This is a genomic window from Gimibacter soli (genome assembly GCF_028463845.1).
Lineage (GTDB): Bacteria > Pseudomonadota > Alphaproteobacteria > Sphingomonadales > Kordiimonadaceae > Gimibacter > Gimibacter soli.
This window is the reverse complement of record NZ_CP116805.1, coordinates 2740590-2757985: the sequence shown is the minus strand read 5'-3', so window position 1 is coordinate 2757985 and position 17396 is coordinate 2740590. Positions and strand designations below refer to the sequence as shown.

13 protein-coding genes are annotated in these 17396 nt (G+C 59.9%); all 13 read right to left on the bottom strand.

Annotation, left to right across the window (positions count from 1 at the left end; genetic code table 11):
* Window positions 1–33 precede the first annotated feature (33 nt).
* Complete coding sequence (locus tag PH603_RS12760; RefSeq protein WP_289502923.1) at window positions 34–3147, bottom strand: efflux RND transporter permease subunit; 3114 nt, start codon at window positions 3145–3147, stop codon at window positions 34–36.
* Complete coding sequence (locus PH603_RS12755; RefSeq protein ID WP_289502922.1) at window positions 3144–4409, bottom strand: efflux RND transporter periplasmic adaptor subunit; 1266 nt, start codon at window positions 4407–4409, stop codon at window positions 3144–3146. The genes PH603_RS12760 and PH603_RS12755 overlap by 4 nt, the downstream gene beginning before the upstream one ends.
* Before the next feature lie 923 nt (window positions 4410–5332).
* A complete protein-coding gene (locus PH603_RS12750; protein WP_289502921.1) occupies window positions 5333–6964 on the bottom strand; it encodes an AMP-binding protein in 1632 nt (543 codons plus the stop codon).
* Between the two features lie 9 nt (window positions 6965–6973).
* Window positions 6974–8386, bottom strand: a complete 1413-nt coding sequence (locus tag PH603_RS12745) for an aldehyde dehydrogenase family protein (protein ID WP_289502920.1) — start codon at window positions 8384–8386, stop codon at window positions 6974–6976.
* A 27-nt stretch (window positions 8387–8413) separates the two neighbouring features.
* Window positions 8414–10105 (bottom strand): AMP-binding protein, encoded by a 1692-nt coding sequence (locus PH603_RS12740; RefSeq protein ID WP_289502919.1) that lies wholly within the window; start codon window positions 10103–10105, stop codon window positions 8414–8416.
* A gap of 11 nt (window positions 10106–10116) precedes the next feature.
* Window positions 10117–12429, bottom strand: coding sequence for a TonB-dependent receptor (locus PH603_RS12735; protein WP_289502918.1), 2313 nt, complete (start codon window positions 12427–12429; stop codon window positions 10117–10119).
* Between the two features lie 57 nt (window positions 12430–12486).
* Window positions 12487–12924 carry a c-type cytochrome gene (locus tag PH603_RS12730; RefSeq protein WP_289502917.1) on the bottom strand — a complete coding sequence of 146 codons (438 nt, stop codon included), beginning with the start codon at window positions 12922–12924 and terminating at the stop codon, window positions 12487–12489.
* Complete coding sequence (locus PH603_RS12725; protein ID WP_289502916.1) at window positions 12924–13406, bottom strand: c-type cytochrome; 483 nt, start codon at window positions 13404–13406, stop codon at window positions 12924–12926. Before PH603_RS12725 ends, PH603_RS12730 begins: the two co-directional genes overlap by 1 nt.
* A gap of 5 nt (window positions 13407–13411) precedes the next feature.
* Window positions 13412–13975, bottom strand: a complete 564-nt coding sequence (locus tag PH603_RS12720) for a methylamine dehydrogenase light chain (protein ID WP_353507413.1) — start codon at window positions 13973–13975, stop codon at window positions 13412–13414.
* A gap of 33 nt (window positions 13976–14008) precedes the next feature.
* Window positions 14009–14608, bottom strand: a complete 600-nt coding sequence (locus tag PH603_RS12715; protein ID WP_289502914.1) for a redoxin domain-containing protein — start codon at window positions 14606–14608, stop codon at window positions 14009–14011.
* Window positions 14605–15141, bottom strand: coding sequence for a MauE/DoxX family redox-associated membrane protein (locus PH603_RS12710; protein WP_289502913.1), 537 nt, complete (start codon window positions 15139–15141; stop codon window positions 14605–14607). The genes PH603_RS12715 and PH603_RS12710 overlap by 4 nt, the downstream gene beginning before the upstream one ends.
* The gene (locus PH603_RS12705; protein ID WP_289502912.1) at window positions 15141–16313 is read right to left on the bottom strand and encodes an amine dehydrogenase large subunit; all 1173 of its coding nucleotides are present in this window, start codon (window positions 16311–16313) and stop codon (window positions 15141–15143) included. Before PH603_RS12705 ends, PH603_RS12710 begins: the two co-directional genes overlap by 1 nt.
* A 300-nt stretch (window positions 16314–16613) precedes the next feature.
* On the bottom strand, window positions 16614–17279 hold the full coding sequence (locus PH603_RS12700; RefSeq protein ID WP_289502911.1) for a TetR/AcrR family transcriptional regulator: 666 nt from the start codon (window positions 17277–17279) through the stop codon (window positions 16614–16616).
* Window positions 17280–17396 lie beyond the last annotated feature (117 nt).

Sequence of the window (17396 nt, the reverse complement as noted above, 5' to 3'; positions counted from 1 at the left end):
TCGGACATAACATACCATCCGCGCGCTAATTTTTCAGGCCCCAAGCCGGCGCCCATGCACCGCCGCATAAATGGCGGGGATAACGATGAGCGTGAGGAGGGTGGAGGACACCATCCCGCCGATCATCGGCACCGCAATCCGCTGCATCACCTCGGCCCCTGTGCCGGTGGACCAGAGGATTGGCAAAAGGCCCGCCATGATGGTGGCAACCGTCATCATCTTCGGTCGCACGCGGCCTGCGGCACCTTCCATAATGGCATGATCAAGTTCGGTACGGGTGAGTGTCCGACCGGCCCTCAAGGCCATCTCCTTGGCCTCGGCCAAAGCCTGATCGAGATAAAGCAGCATCACCACTCCGGTTTCTGCCGCAACCCCGGCCAGCGCGATGAAACCCACAGCGGCCGCCACGCTCATGTTGAAGCTCATCATGTCCATCATCCACAGCCCCCCGGCGAGCGCGAAGGGCAGGGACAGCATCACGATGAGGGCATCGGTCAGCTGTTTGAAGTTGAGATAGAGAAGGACAAAGATGATGAGGAGCGTGACCGGGATCACCCAGGCAAGTCGTGCCTCGGCCCGGTCCAGATATTCGAACTGGCCACTCCACACAACATGATAGCCGGCTGGCATATCGACCAGTGAGGCAACTGTCTCGCGGGCTTCCGCCACATAGCCGCCAAGGTCACGTCCACGCAGGTCGGCATAAATGTAAACAACCGGCTGGCCGTCCTCCGTGCGGACCATGGTGGGTCCGCGCGAGCGTTCAACGGTCGCGATTTCGCCGAGCGGAATAGCCGCACCGTTCGGCAGGCTGACGAGCACATTGTGTGCGATGGCATCCGGGTCACCGCGCAGCGCCTGCGGGTAACGCAGCACCACGTCATAGCGTTCGCGACCCTCGACCGTGGTGGTCAGCGCCTCGGCGCCGATGGCCATCGCGATCGTGCCTTGCACCATATCCATGCTGAGGCCATAGCGCGCCATTTTCCGGCGGTCCGGCCTGATATCGATGAAATAGCCGCCGTTTACTCGTTCGGCATAAGCCGAGGTCGTGCCGGGAACTTCACGGAGCGCGCCTTCGATCTCGGTTGCCAGATGTTCGAGCGTGGCAAGATCCGGCCCGAAGACCTTGACGCCCACAGGTGTGCGGATACCGGTCGATAGCATGTCGATCCGCGCCTTGATCGGCATCGTCCAGGCATTTGACACGCCGGGGAACTGCAAGGAGCTGTCCATCTCGGCGATCAGGCCATCAACCGTAAGCCCCTCGCGCCATTCGGACTGGGGCTTCAGGTTGATCACCGTTTCGAACATTTCCATGGGTGCGGGATCGGTTGCCGTTTCAGCGCGCCCCGCCTTGCCCCACACCGATTCCACCTCCGGGAAGGTCTTGATGATCCGGTTTTGCGTCTGCATCAGTTCTGCAGCCTTCGTTACCGAGATACCGGGCAGGGTGGTCGGCATGAAAAGGAGCGTGCCCTCATTCAGGTTCGGCATGAATTCGGAACCGATCCGTCCGGCCGGAATTACGGTCACCCCCAATATGCCGACGGCCGCCAGAATAGTGAGGAATCTTGCCTTCAGCACCAGCCGGATGACGGGGCGGTACAAAGCAATCATGGCCCGGTTGAGGAAATTTTCGCCCTCAGGCGCTATTCTGCCCCGGATGAACAGCACCATCAGCGCCGGGACGAGCGTCACCGACAGGATGGCTGCCGCCGCCATCGCAAAGGTCTTGGTGGCGGCCAGCGGCTGGAACAGACGACCCTCCTGCGCCTCGAAAGTGAAGATCGGCAGGAACGAAACGGTGATGATCAGGAGGCTGAAGAAAAGGGCCGGGCCCACTTCCTGCGCTGCCTTCACGAGCGTTTCGACACGTGGTGTGCCCTCGGGGGCATGCTCCAGCCTTTTGTGGGCATTCTCGATCATGACGATGGCGGCATCAACCATCGCGCCGATGGCGATGGCGATCCCGCCAAGGCTCATGATGTTCGACGGGATTCCGAGAAAATACATGGCGGCGAGCGCCATCAGGATGCCCACCGGCAGGGTGATGATGGCGACAAGCGCACTGCGGGCATGCCACAGGAAAATGAAACAGACGAGGGCTACGACGATGCTTTCTTCCGTCAGCGTATTCACAAGCGTCCGGATCGCCCGTTCGATAAGGCCGGAGCGATCGTAGACGCTGACGATTTCGACCCCTTCAGGCAGGCTTTTCGCCACGTTCGCGAGTTCGGCCTTGGTGCTGTCGATCACATCCAGTGCATTGGCGCCTTGCCGCTGCAACACGATGCCGCTTGCGACCTCGCCTTCACCGTTCAGTTCGGCGATGCCGCGCCGTTCGGCCGGCACCAGTTCCACCCGCGCCACATCGCCCACCGTGATCGGCGTCCCGTCATCGGCTTTCAGCACGATGGCTTCCATATCCTCAAGGCCGGCAAGATAGCCACGCCCCCGGATCATGAATTCTGTTTCCGAAAGCTCCAGCGTGCGGCCGCCGACGTCGCGGTTGCTGGCCTTCACAGCGTCGCTCACCATCTGGAGCGTGATGCCATATTGCTTCAGGCGTTCGGGGTCGGCGACGATGGCATATTGCCGGACGAAGCCGCCGACGCTGGCGACCTCTGCCACGCCGTCAGCACGGGCGAGGCCGTACCGCACCTGCCAGTCCTGCAGGGAGCGGGTTTCTGCAAGGTTCAGGACATCTGCCTTCAGCGCATACTGATAGACCCAGCCAACTCCGGTGGCATCCGGCCCGATGCGCGGCGTGATGCCATCTGGCAGGCTGCCCGATACACCGTTCAGATACTCAAGAACGCGGCTGCGGGCCCAGTAAAGGTCCACCCCGTCCTCGAAGATCACATAGACGAATGACACGCTGAAGAAGGAGAAGCCGCGCACAACCCGCGCCTTCGGCACATTGAGCATGGCGGAACTGAGGGGGAAGGTAACCTGATCCTCAATCACCTGCGGCGCCTGCCCCGGATAATCTGTGACGACAATGACCTGCGTGTCCGACAGGTCCGGGATTGCATCCAGCGGCAGGCGGGTGACAGCGTAAACGCCCACCAGCAGCGCCATAAAAGAAGCAATAAGGACGAGGACGACGTTGCGGGCCGACCAGGCAATGAGCTGCGCGATCATTGATCTTCTCCCTTCGCGGAGAAGGCAGCCAGCGCCGACTGCAGCTTGCTTTCGGCGTCGATCAGGAAGGTGCCGTGGGTGACAACCTCTTCGCCTTCATCAACCCCGTCGCGGATTTCAATCAGGTCACCCGCCCGTCCGCCGAGCGCTACATCGCGGGGTTCGAAAATCCCGTCACCGCGTGCGACGAACACGACCTGTCGCTTACCGTCGTCAATTACGGCAGCGGTGGGCACTGCGAGCACGGGATCAGCATCCAGATGCGCTGCGATCCCGGCATGGACAAAAAGTCCGGTTTGCAGGGCTCCATCCGCATTCGCCACCACGACCCGTACCCGACCCGAGCGCGACGCCATATTGATATCGGGATAAATGAAGCTGACCTTGCCCTCGAACACTTCACCGGGTCGCGACGGCAGCCGCAAGGTCACCGACTGGCCCTTGCGGATGAGGCCAAGGTCCTGTTCCGGTACTTCGATCTCGGCCCAAAGCTCGGAAAGGTCGGAAATCTGGAAAAGCGGGGCACCGGCGGCGAAACGCATCCCATCCATCGCCGGTTTCTGCATCACGGTGCCAGTTGAAGGCGCATTCAGGGTGACGATCCGGCTGCTGCCGCCGTTTTTGGCAATCGCCGCGATATCGGCTTCCGGGATATCGAACTGGCGCAGGTTATCGGCGGCGAGCTTGGCGGTACGGTTGCCGGTTTTGAGGGACGCCAGATCCGCCATCTTGCGGAGTACATCGGGGCTCTCGATCCAGACGGTCATCAGCGGTTCGCCAGCCGTAACGCGCTCGCCCGTTGTGCGCACCTTCAGCTTGCTCACGAAGCCGTCGAATTTGGCGGTCGCCACCGACACGCGGGATTCGTTCATGGTGAGCGTGCCTGAGCCGCGTATCGTGCGGCTAAGGATAGTCGAACGGACAGGCGCGGTACGAACGCCGGCGCGCTGCACTTTCTCGACCGGCACTTTCACGGTGCCTTCAGCCGAGGCTTCATCGGCATAGACGGGGATATAGTCCATCCCCATCGAATCCTGCTTCGGCACGGAGGAGATATCGGGCATCCCCATCGGGTTGCGGTAATAAAGGATGCGGCGTTCACCCTTGGCGGCAGGGGCGTCGCTCGTGGCCATGTCGGCGGTCATGTCTTCATGCAGGAAGGCATGACGAAGGTCGCTGAATGAAATGGCCAAAGCGATGCCACCAAGCACCAGAACGCCGAGGAGGGCGGCTCTGATAGGCCGCTTTTTCAGAATGGTCATGGAATGACTCCGGGATCGTCAGACAAACAGGACGAAGCCTTGGGGCGTACACGGTGCCGCACAAAGCTTCAGCGTGATGTCAGACAGTCCTCGGAGGTCGTTTTAAGCCAGAAGTAGCAAGGCCAGGGGGCACTTCAATCGGAAGTCGGGAATAAGCGGCATCTGTCGCCGGAAAATACAGGTCGGGCGCTGTTGGCAGCGCGCTGGCGACTTGAGCCGCAACTGGGCACTGGGCTGCCATGACGCAGCGTCCGTCCTCCATGCGGCAGTCATCGCCACAAGGCTGGGTGCAGTCAGATGCATCCATGGTCTTGACTTGCGCTTCCTGCGTCGGCGCAGGGCTAGAAGCTGCAACAGGAAGAGTGGTGGTTGTCGCAATAACGAGCGAGGCTGCAAGGATGATCCATGCAGTCATAATAGCTCTCAGGCCGCTGCCGATATGTGCAATGAATTTGCGCATGCCGACATCGTACCAGACGCTTGGCTCATGTCTTCTGACAATTCTGTTATGGGACAAAGTGACGCAAAGGAGGCGTCATGGTGCAGCTAATTTGCCACTTACAATGATTGTGAAACTGCAAAAATCCGTGCGCCAAATTTGCGCCAAGTGCTTGTAACTTATTGATATAAATAAGGGTCTGGTGCCGGCGGCGGGCACCAATGACTTTAAGTTATTGATTTTATTGGAATATTTTTTATTGTTTGTTTCGGGTTTTCTTGACCGCTTGGAACGGTGATTTGGCGTGCCGGTCTGATGCCGGGGCAGCGGCACTAAGTTGCGTCTGATCCGTTCTCATTCACGGTCATCAATAGCTTCTCTGCGATGGGGTAGGTCGCTGCACGCGATAATGGCCTCCTTGAAGTTGACCATCTGCAGCCATGAGCGAATTTGGAAATTAGAGGCTGGAGCGGTCCGATCGCGTCTATTGTGGCTTGCTACTCCATTCCTGCGCCCTCAGGTCGGTCCGGCGGATTTTGCCGGAAACGGTTTTGGGGAGCTCCCCGGTGAAGATGATCTTGCGCGGATATTTGTAAGGCGCGGTGACGGATTTCACATGGTTCTGGAGTTCCTTCTCCAGTGCCGCGGAGGCCGTGAAGCCCTTGGCGAGAACGATATAGGCCGCCACGATTTCACCGCGCACGGGATCGGGGCTCGATACCACTGCGCTTTCCATCACAGCGGGATGCTCGATGAGGGCGCTTTCCACTTCGAACGGGCCGATCCGGTAGCCGGACGACAGGATGACGTCATCGGCGCGGGAGACGAACCAGAAATAGCCCTCGTCGTCGCGGTAGGCGCGGTCGCCGGTCAGATACCAGTCGCCGCGGAAGCAGGATGCCGTGCGCTCCGGGTCGTTCCTGTAGCCGGAAAACAGCCATTGCGGGCGGATAGGGAGAAGCGACAAGGCGATATCGCCTTCTTCGCCGGGCGGCAGGATACGGCCCTCTTCATCGATGACATGCAGGTCGAGCCCCGGTGAGGGTTTGCCCATCGAGCCCGGCTTGGTGTCGATACAGGGGAACGAACCGCAAAGGAGAACGGTTTCCGTCTGGCCATAGCCGTCGCGGATGGTGAGGTTTGTGGCCTCCCTCCACCGCTCAATGACTTCGGGGTTGAGCGGTTCGCCCGCCCCGACGCAGTGGCGGAGGTGGGGGAAAGAAAAGGATTTGAGGTCCTGCTGCACGAACAGCCGATAGATCGTCGGCGCGCCGCACATGGTGGTGATGGGATAGCGCCCGAACATGGCAAGGCTCGCTGCGGGGTCGAAACCCGGCGTGTCCCATACAAACAGCGCAGCCCCCATCAGCCACGGCGCAAAATAGCTGGACCATGCGGCCTTCGCCCAGCCGGTGTCCGAAATATTCCAGTGCAGGTCATCCGGCTTGAGGTCCAGCCAGTACCGGCCGGTGATCTCATGGCCAAGCGGATAGCCGTGCGAATGCATGGTCATTTTCGGATAGCCGGTGGTGCCGGAAGTGAAATAGCAAAGGGCAGAGTCTTCGACCGCTGTGTTGACCGCGGCGAAGGAAGGACTGGCCGCTGCGACAAGGGCTTCATAATCCTGCCAGCCTTCGGCTTCGCTATCGACAACAATCTTTGTGGCAAGCGATGCGGGAAGGGGCTCCTTCGCAGCGTTCAGCTTCTGTGCCGTGGTACTATCGGTGATGATGGCGACGGCGCCTGACGCCTCGGCCCGGTAGATCAGGTCCTTCGCGGACAATTGTGTTGTGCCGGGCGAGGCGATGAACCCGGCCCTGATGCAGGCGGTCAGGGTTTCCCACCAGGCAAGCTGCCGGCCGAGCACGATGATGACCGTGTCACCCCGCTTGACCCCCGCGCCCGCAAGGACATTCGCGAGCCGGCAGGAGCGCTCGGCCAGTTCTGCGAAGGTTACGTCTCGCCGGATGCCGGCTTCGCTTACCCACAGGAGCGCCCGTTTGGCCGGCTCCTTTTCGGCCCATACATCGATCACATCGCGGGCGAAGTTGTAATGGCTGTGCCGGGCCGGGCTATAGTCCCGGCGCATCTTGTCATAAGCGGTGCTGTCGGTCATGGACGCCGCCTATACCGGCTGGCGCGCGATATTGATCACGCGCATCTGCGTGAATTCATCCAGCCCTTCCTGCGCCTGCTCGATGCCGACACCGGAGCTTTTGTAACCCGACATCGGGATATGCGGCCCGATATTGATATGCTGGTTGACCCAGACGGAGCCGCTTTCGATCCTCGTTGCCACCTCGACCGCGCGCTCCACATTGCCGGACCAGACGGAACCGCCAAGGCCATAGTCGGTGCCATTCACTTCGGCGAGCACGGCATCGATGTCCGAATAGCGGATCACCGGAAGGATGGGGCCGAACTGTTCCTCGGCCACGATCCGGTCGCTGGATTTCACGTCGCGTACGATGGTGGGCTCGATGAAATAGCCTTCGCGGTCGGGGATATTGCCGCCAGCGATGACCTTGCCGGCGGCCTTTGCGTCTTCGAGGAAGCCCTTTACCTTTTCAAACTGCATGCGGTTCTGCAGCGGGCCGATGGTGGTGCCCTGTTTCAGGCCGTCGTCCACCACGGCTTGCCGCGCGAGATCAGCCAGCGCATCGCACATCTCGTCATAGATGCTGTCATGGACATAGGCCCGCTTGACAGCGAGGCACACCTGGCCCGCATTGAGCGTCGCAGCCCCAAAAACGCCAGCGGCGGCAGCCGGGATATTCACATCGTCCAGCACGATGGCGGCGTCATTCCCGCCAAGCTCGAGGGTCAGCCGTTTCAGCGTATTCGCCCCATTCGAGGCAATCTTCTTGCCGGTTTCGGTGGAGCCGGTGAAGGACACTTTCGCGACATCGGGATGCCCGGTGAGCAGGGGGCCAAGCTCGTTATTATCGGTGATGATATTGACCACGCCCGCCGGGAAAATGTCCCGGCAATATTCGCCGATCTTCAGCGTGGTGGCCGGTGTGGTCGGGGAGGTCTTGATAACGATGGTGTTGCCGGCAATGACAGCGGGGCCGATTTTCCAGCAGGCAACCAGCAGCGGGAAGTTCCAGGGCACGATCCCGGCAACGACCCCCAGCGGCTCGCGGCGGACTTCGATCCGGAAGGCGTCATCATCCTGAATGACGTGGGACGATGGGCCAAGCGTCGCATAGTGGCGCAGATAGCCTTCGGTCCACGCCAATTCACCCATGGCTTCGGGCAGGGGCTTGCCCTGTTCACTGGTCAGGATGCGGGCCAGTTCCTCGGCATTTTCAGCAATCCTGTCGGCCAATTTGGCGACAGCAGCCTGACGGTCGGCAAGGGGGGTGGCGGCCCAGCCGGGGAAGGCAGCCTTGGCCGCGGCCACGGCCTGATGCGCCTGTTTTTCCGACGCGCGAGCGACCGTTGCAAAGACTGCCTCGGTCGCCGGGTTCACCACATCAAGCGTCAGGTCCCCTTCGACCAGTTCGCCGCCGATCAGCAATTTAAAATCCGTCATTTTCCCCTCCCCAGGGTTCCACGGGCATCAAGCCGTTGTTTGTTCGCGTATTTTCAGTTCATCTGCCATTGTCGAGCGCATGACGAATTTCTGGATTTTGCCGGTGACCGTCATCGGGAATGTGTCCACGAACCGCACATAGCGCGGCACCTTGTAATGGGCGATCTGACCCTTGCAGAAGGCCTTCAGGATGGCCTCGTCCATTCGGGCGCCTTCGCGCAGGACCACCCATGCGCAGATTTCCTCGCCGTATTTGGCGTCCGGCACGCCGAAGACTTGGACATCCTGAATGTCCTCGTGGCGATAGAGATATTCCTCAATTTCACGGGGGTAGATATTCTCGCCGCCCCGGATGATCATATCCTTCAGGCGGCCGGTGATATTCACATAGCCTTCTCTATCCATTGTGGCGAGGTCACCGGTGTGCATCCAGCCTGCCGCATCGATGGCTTCCCGTGTCTGCGCCTCGTCGTCCCAGTAGCCGCGCATGACACTGTAGCCGCGGGTGCAAAGTTCACCCTGCACACCGCGCGGGACCGGGCAGCCGGCTTCGTCGATGATCATGATTTCCACATAGGGATGAACCTGCCCGACGGTGCCGACGCGCTTATCGAGCGGGTCGTCGGTCGTGCTCTGGAAGCTAACAGGGCTTGTTTCCGTCATGCCATAGCAGATGGTGACTTCCGCCATATGCATTCGGGAAATCACCTTCTTCATGACCTCCACAGGGCAGGGCGAGCCCGCCATCACGCCGGTGCGCAGGATTGAAAGATCGAAGGTGTCGAAGTCCGGATGATCGAGGATCGCGATGAACATGGTCGGGACACCGTAAAGCGCGGTGCATTTCTCGGCGGCCACGGCCTGCAGCACGGCGACCGGATCGAAGGAGTCGCCGGGCAAGACCATGCAGGCGCCGTGCGTGAGGCATCCGAGAACACCCATCACCATGCCAAAGCAGTGATAGAGCGGTACGGGGATGCAAAGCCGGTCCGCTTCGCTCAGGTCCTGCCGGGCACCGACGAAATAGCCGTTATTCAGAATATTGTGGTGGGTGAGCGTCGCACCCTTCGGTGATCCCGTGGTGCCGCTGGTGAACTGGATGTTGATCGGATCGTCCGGCGACAGGGTTGCCGCTATCGCAGGGAGCGCTGCAAGGTCGGTTTGGCTGCCGGCGCCCGCGATGTCAGCAAAGGCAAGGAATCCGCCCGTTACCTTGGCACCGATGACAGCGACCCATTCAAGGTTGGGTATCGCGCCCGATCTCAGTTTTCCCTTGGGGCAATCGGCAATTTCAGGGGCCAGCGTCCGGATCATGTCCACATAATCCGAAGCCTTGAAACGATCCGCGATCACCAGCCCCCGGCACCCCGCCTTGTTGAGCGCATAGTCAAGCTCGGAAAGCCGGTAGGCCGGATTGATGTTCACAAGGATCACGCCCAGTCGGGCGGTGGCAAACTGGGTCAGGATCCATTCGGCATTGTTGGGTGACCAGATGCCGACCCGGTCTCCTTTCCGCAGCCCCATGGCACAGAGGCCAGCGGCGACCTTGTCCACTTCAGCGGCAAAGGTCTTCCAGTTCCAGCGAATGCCCTGATGACGTGAGACCAGTGCGTCACGCTCGCCGAAGCGCCTGACGGTTTCGTCAAGCGCCTCGCCGATGGTCCGATATTGAAGCGGCGTATCGCTGGTGCCGCAAACGTAACTCTTGGTCTCACGCATCAAGGGGTTCCTCAGAAGTCCAGGCTGAAAGTGACGCTCCACTGGCGGGGGCGACCATAATATTGCTCAACCAGACCAAAGAAGCCGCCCTCTGCCACAGTGCCCGACAGGTCAAACGCCTGCACCACATATTCGGCATCGGTCAGATTCTGGACCTGGAAGCGCAGCGACCAGTTCTTGTCTTCAGGATACCAGGTGGCGGAGGTATTGAGGATGGCATAGCCGTTTTCGGAAACAGCCGGTGCACCGGTCAGCGCAAAGGTGTGCGAAGACCGGTACTGGCCGTCCAGTTGCAGCGCCAGATTGCCGGCATTGCCGATCGCGGTTTCATACCGGACAAGGCCGTTCAGGTTCCACTTGGGCGTTTGCACCGGGCGGACTTTTGCGCCGGGCAGGAGGGCGGTGACGAGCCCGGCGGGTGTGTCCACATCGATGGTCAGGCCTGGCACATCGCTGACCTTTGCGTCGATATAGCCGACACCCAGCTGAATATCGAGCCCACGGGCCGGAGCGGCCTGGAATTCAAGCTCGAAGCCCTTGTTCTTTGCCTGCGAATTCAGCGTGAAAGTATCAAGCGCGATGATGGAGAAGGCCTGATAATTGGCATAGTCATAGTAATAGACCGACCCGTTCAGGCGATAGGTGCCCGGCGCGATATCCCACTTGAAGCCGGTTTCGAAGGCATTGAGGATTTCCGGTTCATATTTCATGAACGCGTCGGTCACATAGATATCGGTGGGCAAGAGCGGGCCGTTGTAGCCGCCGGATTTCACACCGCGGTTCCAGCTGGCGTAGAAGAGCAGGTCGTCGCTCGGCTTATAGTCCATCTGCAGGCGGGCGGACCATTCATGGTCTTTCCGGGAATCCTCATAGGGTGCGACCGCGTCAACCAGCCATTCGGCCCGCGGGTCCTGCCCGCTTGTCGAATTGTCGGGGAAGAGGGCGACGATATCCCTGTAGGCAAAGTCCTTCTTCTCGCTGATATAGCGCGCGCCGCCGATCAGGGTCAGGGTATCGCTCAGGTCATATTCCAGCTGCCCGAAAAGCGACCAGCTTTTCGATTTCGAGGAGTAGGGGTTCACAAGGCCGTTGAAGCCGAGTTCTTCGACCGACGCCCCGTACAAAGCCTCAAAGAGGCCGGGCATGATGCCGCCATTGCTGTCCGAGATATCGAGATCGAGATAATAAAGCCCGGTCACCCACTTCAGTTCTTCGTTGGTGCCGGATAGGCGCAGTTCCTGCGAAAACTGCTTGGCGTCGGTGGTCAGGAAGAACTGGAAATATTTGGCCGGGGAAGCGTCGGAATCCTCGATATAGTCGCGCTTGACCGTCTGGTAATCGGTAATGCTGGTGAGCGTGATGCTGTCTGTGGCTTCCCAGTTCAGGGTTGCTGTGTAGCCGCGGGTCGAGAGGTCATTGTGGCCGGTGAAATCATAGTCGCCGGCATAGACGTCATCGTCCGTGTCCACATAATCTCCGAGGAAGGGGTTGGGCAGGCCGGGGGTGAAGTCGCCGGTCGGATAGATGGCGGACTTGTATTCGAAGAAGCCGGTCCGGATATCCTGCTCGCCAAACCGGGCGTTCAGCAGAAGATCAACGCCGTCGCCTTCATACAGAAGCTGCAGGCGTCCCGCCGTTTCGTTGGCATTGTTCAGCTTCTGCCCCGGGTTCTGGCGGTTGGTGATATAGCCGTCGCCCTGATTGGTGGCGAAGGATACCCGCGCAGACCACTGATCGTTGAGCGGCGTGCCATAGGCGCCTTCGGCCCTTACCCGGTCGAAGCGGCCATAGGACACTTCCATATAGCCTTCCGCTTCCTGAGAGGGCTTGCGGGTGATGAAATGAACAAGCCCGCCCGTGGCGTTGCGGCCAAAGAGGGTGCCTTGCGGACCGCGAAGAATTTCAGCGCGGTCCAGATCGAACATCATGAAGCCGGCGCCGGAGGTCTGGCTGATGTAGGTTTCATCAACATAGATCGCCACGGGGCTTTCGACGTTGGTCGTGAAATCGCTGTTGGCGACGCCGCGAATGGCGATGGAATAGTTAGCCTCGCCGTTCGGCTGCACCGTGCTGACGCCGGGGGCGAAATCGGTGATCTGCTGGGCATTGGTCATGCCGAATGCCTTCATCTGGTTGCCGCTGATCGCCGTGATCGCGATGCCGACATCCTGTGCCCGTTGCTCCCGCTTTTGTGCGGTAACGGTGATTTCCTCGAACATGACCGAACTGGTGGCGCTGTCATCCTGCGCCATGGCGGCCGGTGCCTGGATTGCCAGAGAGGCACAGCTGCAAAGCAGTGCCCTGATCGTGTATTTCGTGTTCATTTCCTAACCCCTTTTTGATGACGCCCGGCCCCCCGGCTGGACGTTTTTGATTTCGGCTCAGTTTGTCTGGCTGATCTCCGCCAGTTTCCGGACGAGCGCTTCCCTCTCGCTTTTGGCATTCTCTATGAGGGCGTTTTTTCTGAGATGGCCGAGTTCTTCGGCGCTATAGAGTTTGAAATCCTCGGGGATATGCCCGCCGTCATATTCCTTGAGGGTCCAGTTCAGGAGATTGGCAATGTCGGCATCCGACATCGGCGCGAAGGCAACGCCCGGCACCCGCCCGAGATAGGCGCGTCCGCCATCGACCGAAAGAAAACGGGAGACATAGCCACGCATGTCCGGCGCGCCACCGGCCGAGCCGCGGGCGTCAGCCTGATGGCAACCCTGACAGTTCATTTTCCAAAGAAATGCGGCTCTTGCATCCCGGACGGCATCATCAGCAAAGGCGCTGGAAGAGGCGATCATCGTGAGGATTGCGAGAGCCGGGCGAACCATCAGTCCGTTCCTTTTTCCAGAAGCGCGCGGCGTGTTTCGGATAAGGTTCTCGGATTGGGCTTGCCGTGTGTATCGAGAAGCGCTTTCACCTCATCTGCCGTGAAACTGGTGGGGTCTTTGCGGGCCGGGTGAAATTCATGGAGCACGAAATTCAGGACGTCAGCGATGCCTTCGGGGCCAAGGGCGCCACCTTGGGCGGGCATGAAGCCCCGGTATGTCTTGCCGCCGGAGGTGATTTCACCGGCCAGTCCGCTGTTCACGACATGGACGAGCCACAGGCGCCCTTCATCGGTTTCATAGAAGGAGCCGACTTCAGGGGTTTTGAGCGACGGGAACGCGCCCGGTACGCCCTCGCCGGTGGCCAGATGGCAGGCGGCGCAGCGTTTGAATTGCAGGCGGCCATTTTCATCAGGGCCCGCAAACGCGGAGGCCTGAATGGCGAAGGTGGCAACAAGGCCGATGGTCAGCGAGGCAATCCGCAATGGTGTCACTCCAGCGCCGTGCCGATGATGATGGCGGTCGAGCAGTTGTAGATCGTGCTGGCCGTGCCAAGGCACCAGTTGATGTCGTTGTTTGCCTGCGGACGAACCATCGGGAGATCGGATTCATTGCGGTTGCACATGCAGCGGCCACAGCTGCTTTTGCCGCAGCAATCATTGTAGGAAATGATGTAGTTCACGCCGTCTGCCGGGTTCTGGCAGGTGCCGATCCAGGTGATCGGCGACATTTCGGTTCCCGGAGGGCAGCTGTTTTGGGTGCCGCCACAGCAGCTGCACAGGAAGCCGTCGATCGCGCAGTAACGCCAGTAATCGCAGCTTGTCGGGTCGCCGGGGTCTTGAGGGTTGCCGGTGGACTGTGAGGCGACGCCCGGATAGCCGTTGCCTTCGCCCTGTCCGCCATGCTGCGGTGACGACGCGCGGGCAACGGGCAAAAGGGGAATGGCCACACCGCCGGCAATCGCACTGCCAATAAGGGTCAGGAGGCTGCGGCGAGAGGTGCGGTGCGCAAGGCCGCGGGCGAGCCTTTCAACTTTCTGGTCCAACTTTTTCATCATCAATCCCCTAGGTCCGAGCCATTCTCACGGTCACGCAGAAGCGCGGTCGCGCATATAATCCTGGATGGAGGCGACCCCCATGGTGCGGGCATTCACGAGGCTTTCGAGATGCTCGCGGCTGTTGACGAGCCCCATTGCGGCGATCGTGCCTTTTTCGTCAATCAGGACGGCATAGGGGAGCTTCGAGACGCCGAAGGCCTTCCCGAGTTCCTCCGACAGGTAATATTTCGCGAAATCGAGATTTTCCGACTGCGCAAAGGCCTGATGGGGGGCGGCTTCACCGTCGGATGCAATCGAGACATCAAGCCATTTGCGCTCGTTTTTGCGGAAGGAATGGAGCGCGGGCAGCAGCGTCTTGCACACTGGGCAATCCGGCGACAGGAAGAACAGAAGCTCGCTGCGGCCATTACTTGCAGGTTCCAGCATGCTTGACCGGCCGTTCAGATCGGTCACAGGCGCCTGCGGAGCCTTGTCGCCGACCTTGAGTTTTCTGTTCATGGCCAAGGCACCGGCCGGTGCCAGCCGTTCGTGCAACACCCCGACCTGTCGGGCCAGTGCCACGATGACCAGCGACATGGAAATCACAAGGGCCCAGAGCAGAATTTGCGAGACGACAAGGGCAGTGGTCATGAAAGCTTCCTTCCGTGGGCCGGGTTCAGCGCGGCCAGGGCGTCAAAGGTCATGTAAAGGCAGAGGAGTGCGGCAAGCCCGAACAGGCCGTTCAGGAAATCGAACCAGACAAGGGTCCGGCTTGCCACGGGGATAAGGAGCAAGACCGCGCCTGCCACGAGAACAAGATTCCGGGCGACATGGCGGGAGGCCGTTTCGGTCTTGCGGGGGGAGGAAATCAGCGAGCAACCGCAATCGAAGTGCCTGTTGCCCCTGGCCAGTTGACGGGCGATCAGCAGGCCGTAGCCAAGGAAGAGGAGTGCGGCTGCGATAGCGGCGTAAGGGGACACGACCGGCATAAACAGCGACACGCCGATCACGATTTCCAGAATGCCGAGGGCAGGCAGGGCCAGCACCAAAAGCTTTTCCGGAAGACCTGAAAGCACACGCGCGGCAGGCAGCAGGCGTTCGGGATGCGCCAATTTGGTGATCCCCGCGTGGGCGCAGAGGACCAAGATGAAGGCGGCTATCACGAGGTGAAACAGCGGGTCCATCAACGTGATCCCGTTACATTGTGCATCACCATCGGGTTGGCCGTCATGCGGCCGCCAATGGTGCGCTCGAAGGCACCTGTTGCACTATTATAGACATCCAGATCACCAGACGCAGTGCCGACAGCCAGCCACTCTGCCTTGGCGCCGGCCACCTCGATCGACACGCCCCAGTTTTTCAGCGTGACCCGCGACAGGCGCTTCCCGGAGGTGACGTCAAAGGACCAGACTTCCGAGCCCCCGTTCTTGTGGCTGCCGTTCACGCCGTCAGGGTGAACCAGAAGCCAGACGGTGCTGCCATTGCCAGCTATGATCTGCCAGCCGCCGGGGCGCCATCCTTTGTCGGCGGCGGGAATGAGCGAAAGGCTTTTGCCGATCACCGGCGCTTCGCCCTTCAGGTCAACGGCCTGCAGGCGCCCTTTGAAGCTCGGGAAATATTCGATGCCGTTCAGGTTGACCGACTTCATGAACAGCGGATCGTCGTCGAGATTGTTGAAGGCTTCGGTCGAGGCGCCCCGATGCGCTTGGCCAGCGTCATCCACCTGGAACGAAATCATGGTGCCGTCGCCGCAGAGGGAAGCAAAACCCTGCTTGCCCATGGGGTAAGTCAGCATGCAGCCCGGAACGTCGACCTCGCTGGTGATCGCGCGTGTCTCAAGGTCAATGATGGTGACCGAAGCCGCGGGCGTGAAGTTGAAGACCAGAAGATAGCGCTGGTTCTGCGTCAGTCGCAGGTTGCCTTTCTGGGTGACCGTCAAGGCCCGCTTTGCATCGGGCAGGACGATCTCGCCCACCGTGGAAAGCGTTGCGGTATCGTAGATGGTCACCACATCTGTCCGCGTGCCCCGCGTGCCCCGGCTGTAGAAAGTCTCGGCGACATAGATTTCCTGCCGTTCGGCCGACCTGATGACAGACGCAAACTGCGCAGCGCCGATTGCGCCTTTGTAGTTGCGGTTGTCTGCCGTCACGTCGACCACCACGACCTTGCCGTCTATGAGGCTGAAGAAGTTCAGGTCGTGAAGCAGCAGCCAGTTGGCGGGATATTGTTTGGGCAGGGTCTGAACCGACGGCATCTCCTCCACCGGCAAAACATCGGCGAGGCCTGCAGTTGCCGTCATCATGGACATCAGGGATGCACCGGCAACGCGACGGATGGCAGATTTGAGCGACATCATTTTCCCCTTCCGTGGTGCGGGGCAATCCCGGCACCTCATTCGCAACTCCGAACGATCCCGTCATAAAAACATGACAAATGTCCTATATTAAAAATAAGACGACCGCCAAGTTTTTAATTGATCCGAAAAGGAGAGGGTGCTTTTGCGGCAATAATGTTTCGCAGGGACGGCGTGGCGACACGCGGTAACGGTAAAATATCTCTAACTAAAACAATGGGATGGTCTACGAGCGCCTTGAAATTGGCCTGGCGCTCGATAGTGCGGGGCATTCAACAAAGGTGGAAACGCGGGGGATGAGGGTCAGCGGCCCGTGGCTGGAAGCCCGCGAATTTCTTCGGACGTAATATTGTAGATCAGGTTCAGGAAAGACCATGCCGAGATGTTGGCGATAAGGCCAAGGTGGCGGTTGCCGGTGCCCTGATAGCCTGCAAAAACGGTCTGGCCCTCGAACGATCCGCAAATGAAATAAGCAAGCGCTTCCCGTTCATTATCGCTGTGAGAAGGGTTCAGCCGGCGCATGATTCCGATCAGCATTTCCCGGACGAGGCTATAGACATGCTCCATGGCTTCGGCGGCAAATGCCTCATGGTTGGCGAGGGCCCAAAGCTCGGGGAAAAAGTGAGTCGTTTCGCGCGTGTCGAGATCCTCGATGATCATGCGGATGATCTGCAGGAACTGGTCCTCGGCCTTCAGGGTCTCATCGGCAAGGATGACATTCCACCAGCCCACATAGCCCTGAATGATGGCATCGACGAGATCGAGCAACAGGTCGGATTTGGTCGCATAATAGTAGGAAAGATTGCCAAGCGTGATCCCGGCTTTAGCCGCGATCTTGCGCATGGAAAGGGAGGGGTAACCTTCGTTGATCAACACATCCCGTGCGGCATTCAGAATCAGTTCGACTCGTTTGCGGCCTTTCTCTGATGTGGCCTTTTCATGCCGGTGCTGAAGCGTCAATGTCCGCATATTGCCTTGAAGTTCCGCTGTTGATGTAACTCAGCGCAGACGATCACTGCGATCCCCGGTCCCACAAATTTTGGTACACGGCGGGGGTCTGGCAGGGGGCGGGCGCAGCCCTCAAAT

Excerpts from the sequence above, each read along its gene's own strand:
- PH603_RS12760 (WP_289502923.1), bottom strand. The coding sequence starts at position 3,147 with ATGATCGCGCAGCTCATTGCCTGGTCGGCCCGCAACGTCGTCCTCGTC.
- PH603_RS12755 (WP_289502922.1), bottom strand. The coding sequence starts at position 4,409 with ATGACCATTCTGAAAAAGCGGCCTATCAGAGCCGCCCTCCTCGGCGTT.
- PH603_RS12750 (WP_289502921.1), bottom strand. The coding sequence starts at position 6,964 with ATGACCGACAGCACCGCTTATGACAAGATGCGCCGGGACTATAGCCCG.
- PH603_RS12745 (WP_289502920.1), bottom strand. The coding sequence starts at position 8,386 with ATGACGGATTTTAAATTGCTGATCGGCGGCGAACTGGTCGAAGGGGAC.
- PH603_RS12740 (WP_289502919.1), bottom strand. The coding sequence starts at position 10,105 with ATGCGTGAGACCAAGAGTTACGTTTGCGGCACCAGCGATACGCCGCTT.
- PH603_RS12735 (WP_289502918.1), bottom strand. The coding sequence starts at position 12,429 with ATGAACACGAAATACACGATCAGGGCACTGCTTTGCAGCTGTGCCTCT.
- PH603_RS12730 (WP_289502917.1), bottom strand. The coding sequence starts at position 12,924 with ATGGTTCGCCCGGCTCTCGCAATCCTCACGATGATCGCCTCTTCCAGC.
- PH603_RS12720 (WP_353507413.1), bottom strand. The coding sequence starts at position 13,975 with ATGAAAAAGTTGGACCAGAAAGTTGAAAGGCTCGCCCGCGGCCTTGCG.
- PH603_RS12715 (WP_289502914.1), bottom strand. The coding sequence starts at position 14,608 with ATGACCACTGCCCTTGTCGTCTCGCAAATTCTGCTCTGGGCCCTTGTG.
- PH603_RS12710 (WP_289502913.1), bottom strand. The coding sequence starts at position 15,141 with ATGGACCCGCTGTTTCACCTCGTGATAGCCGCCTTCATCTTGGTCCTC.
- PH603_RS12705 (WP_289502912.1), bottom strand. The coding sequence starts at position 16,313 with ATGATGTCGCTCAAATCTGCCATCCGTCGCGTTGCCGGTGCATCCCTG.
- PH603_RS12700 (WP_289502911.1), bottom strand. The coding sequence starts at position 17,279 with ATGCGGACATTGACGCTTCAGCACCGGCATGAAAAGGCCACATCAGAG.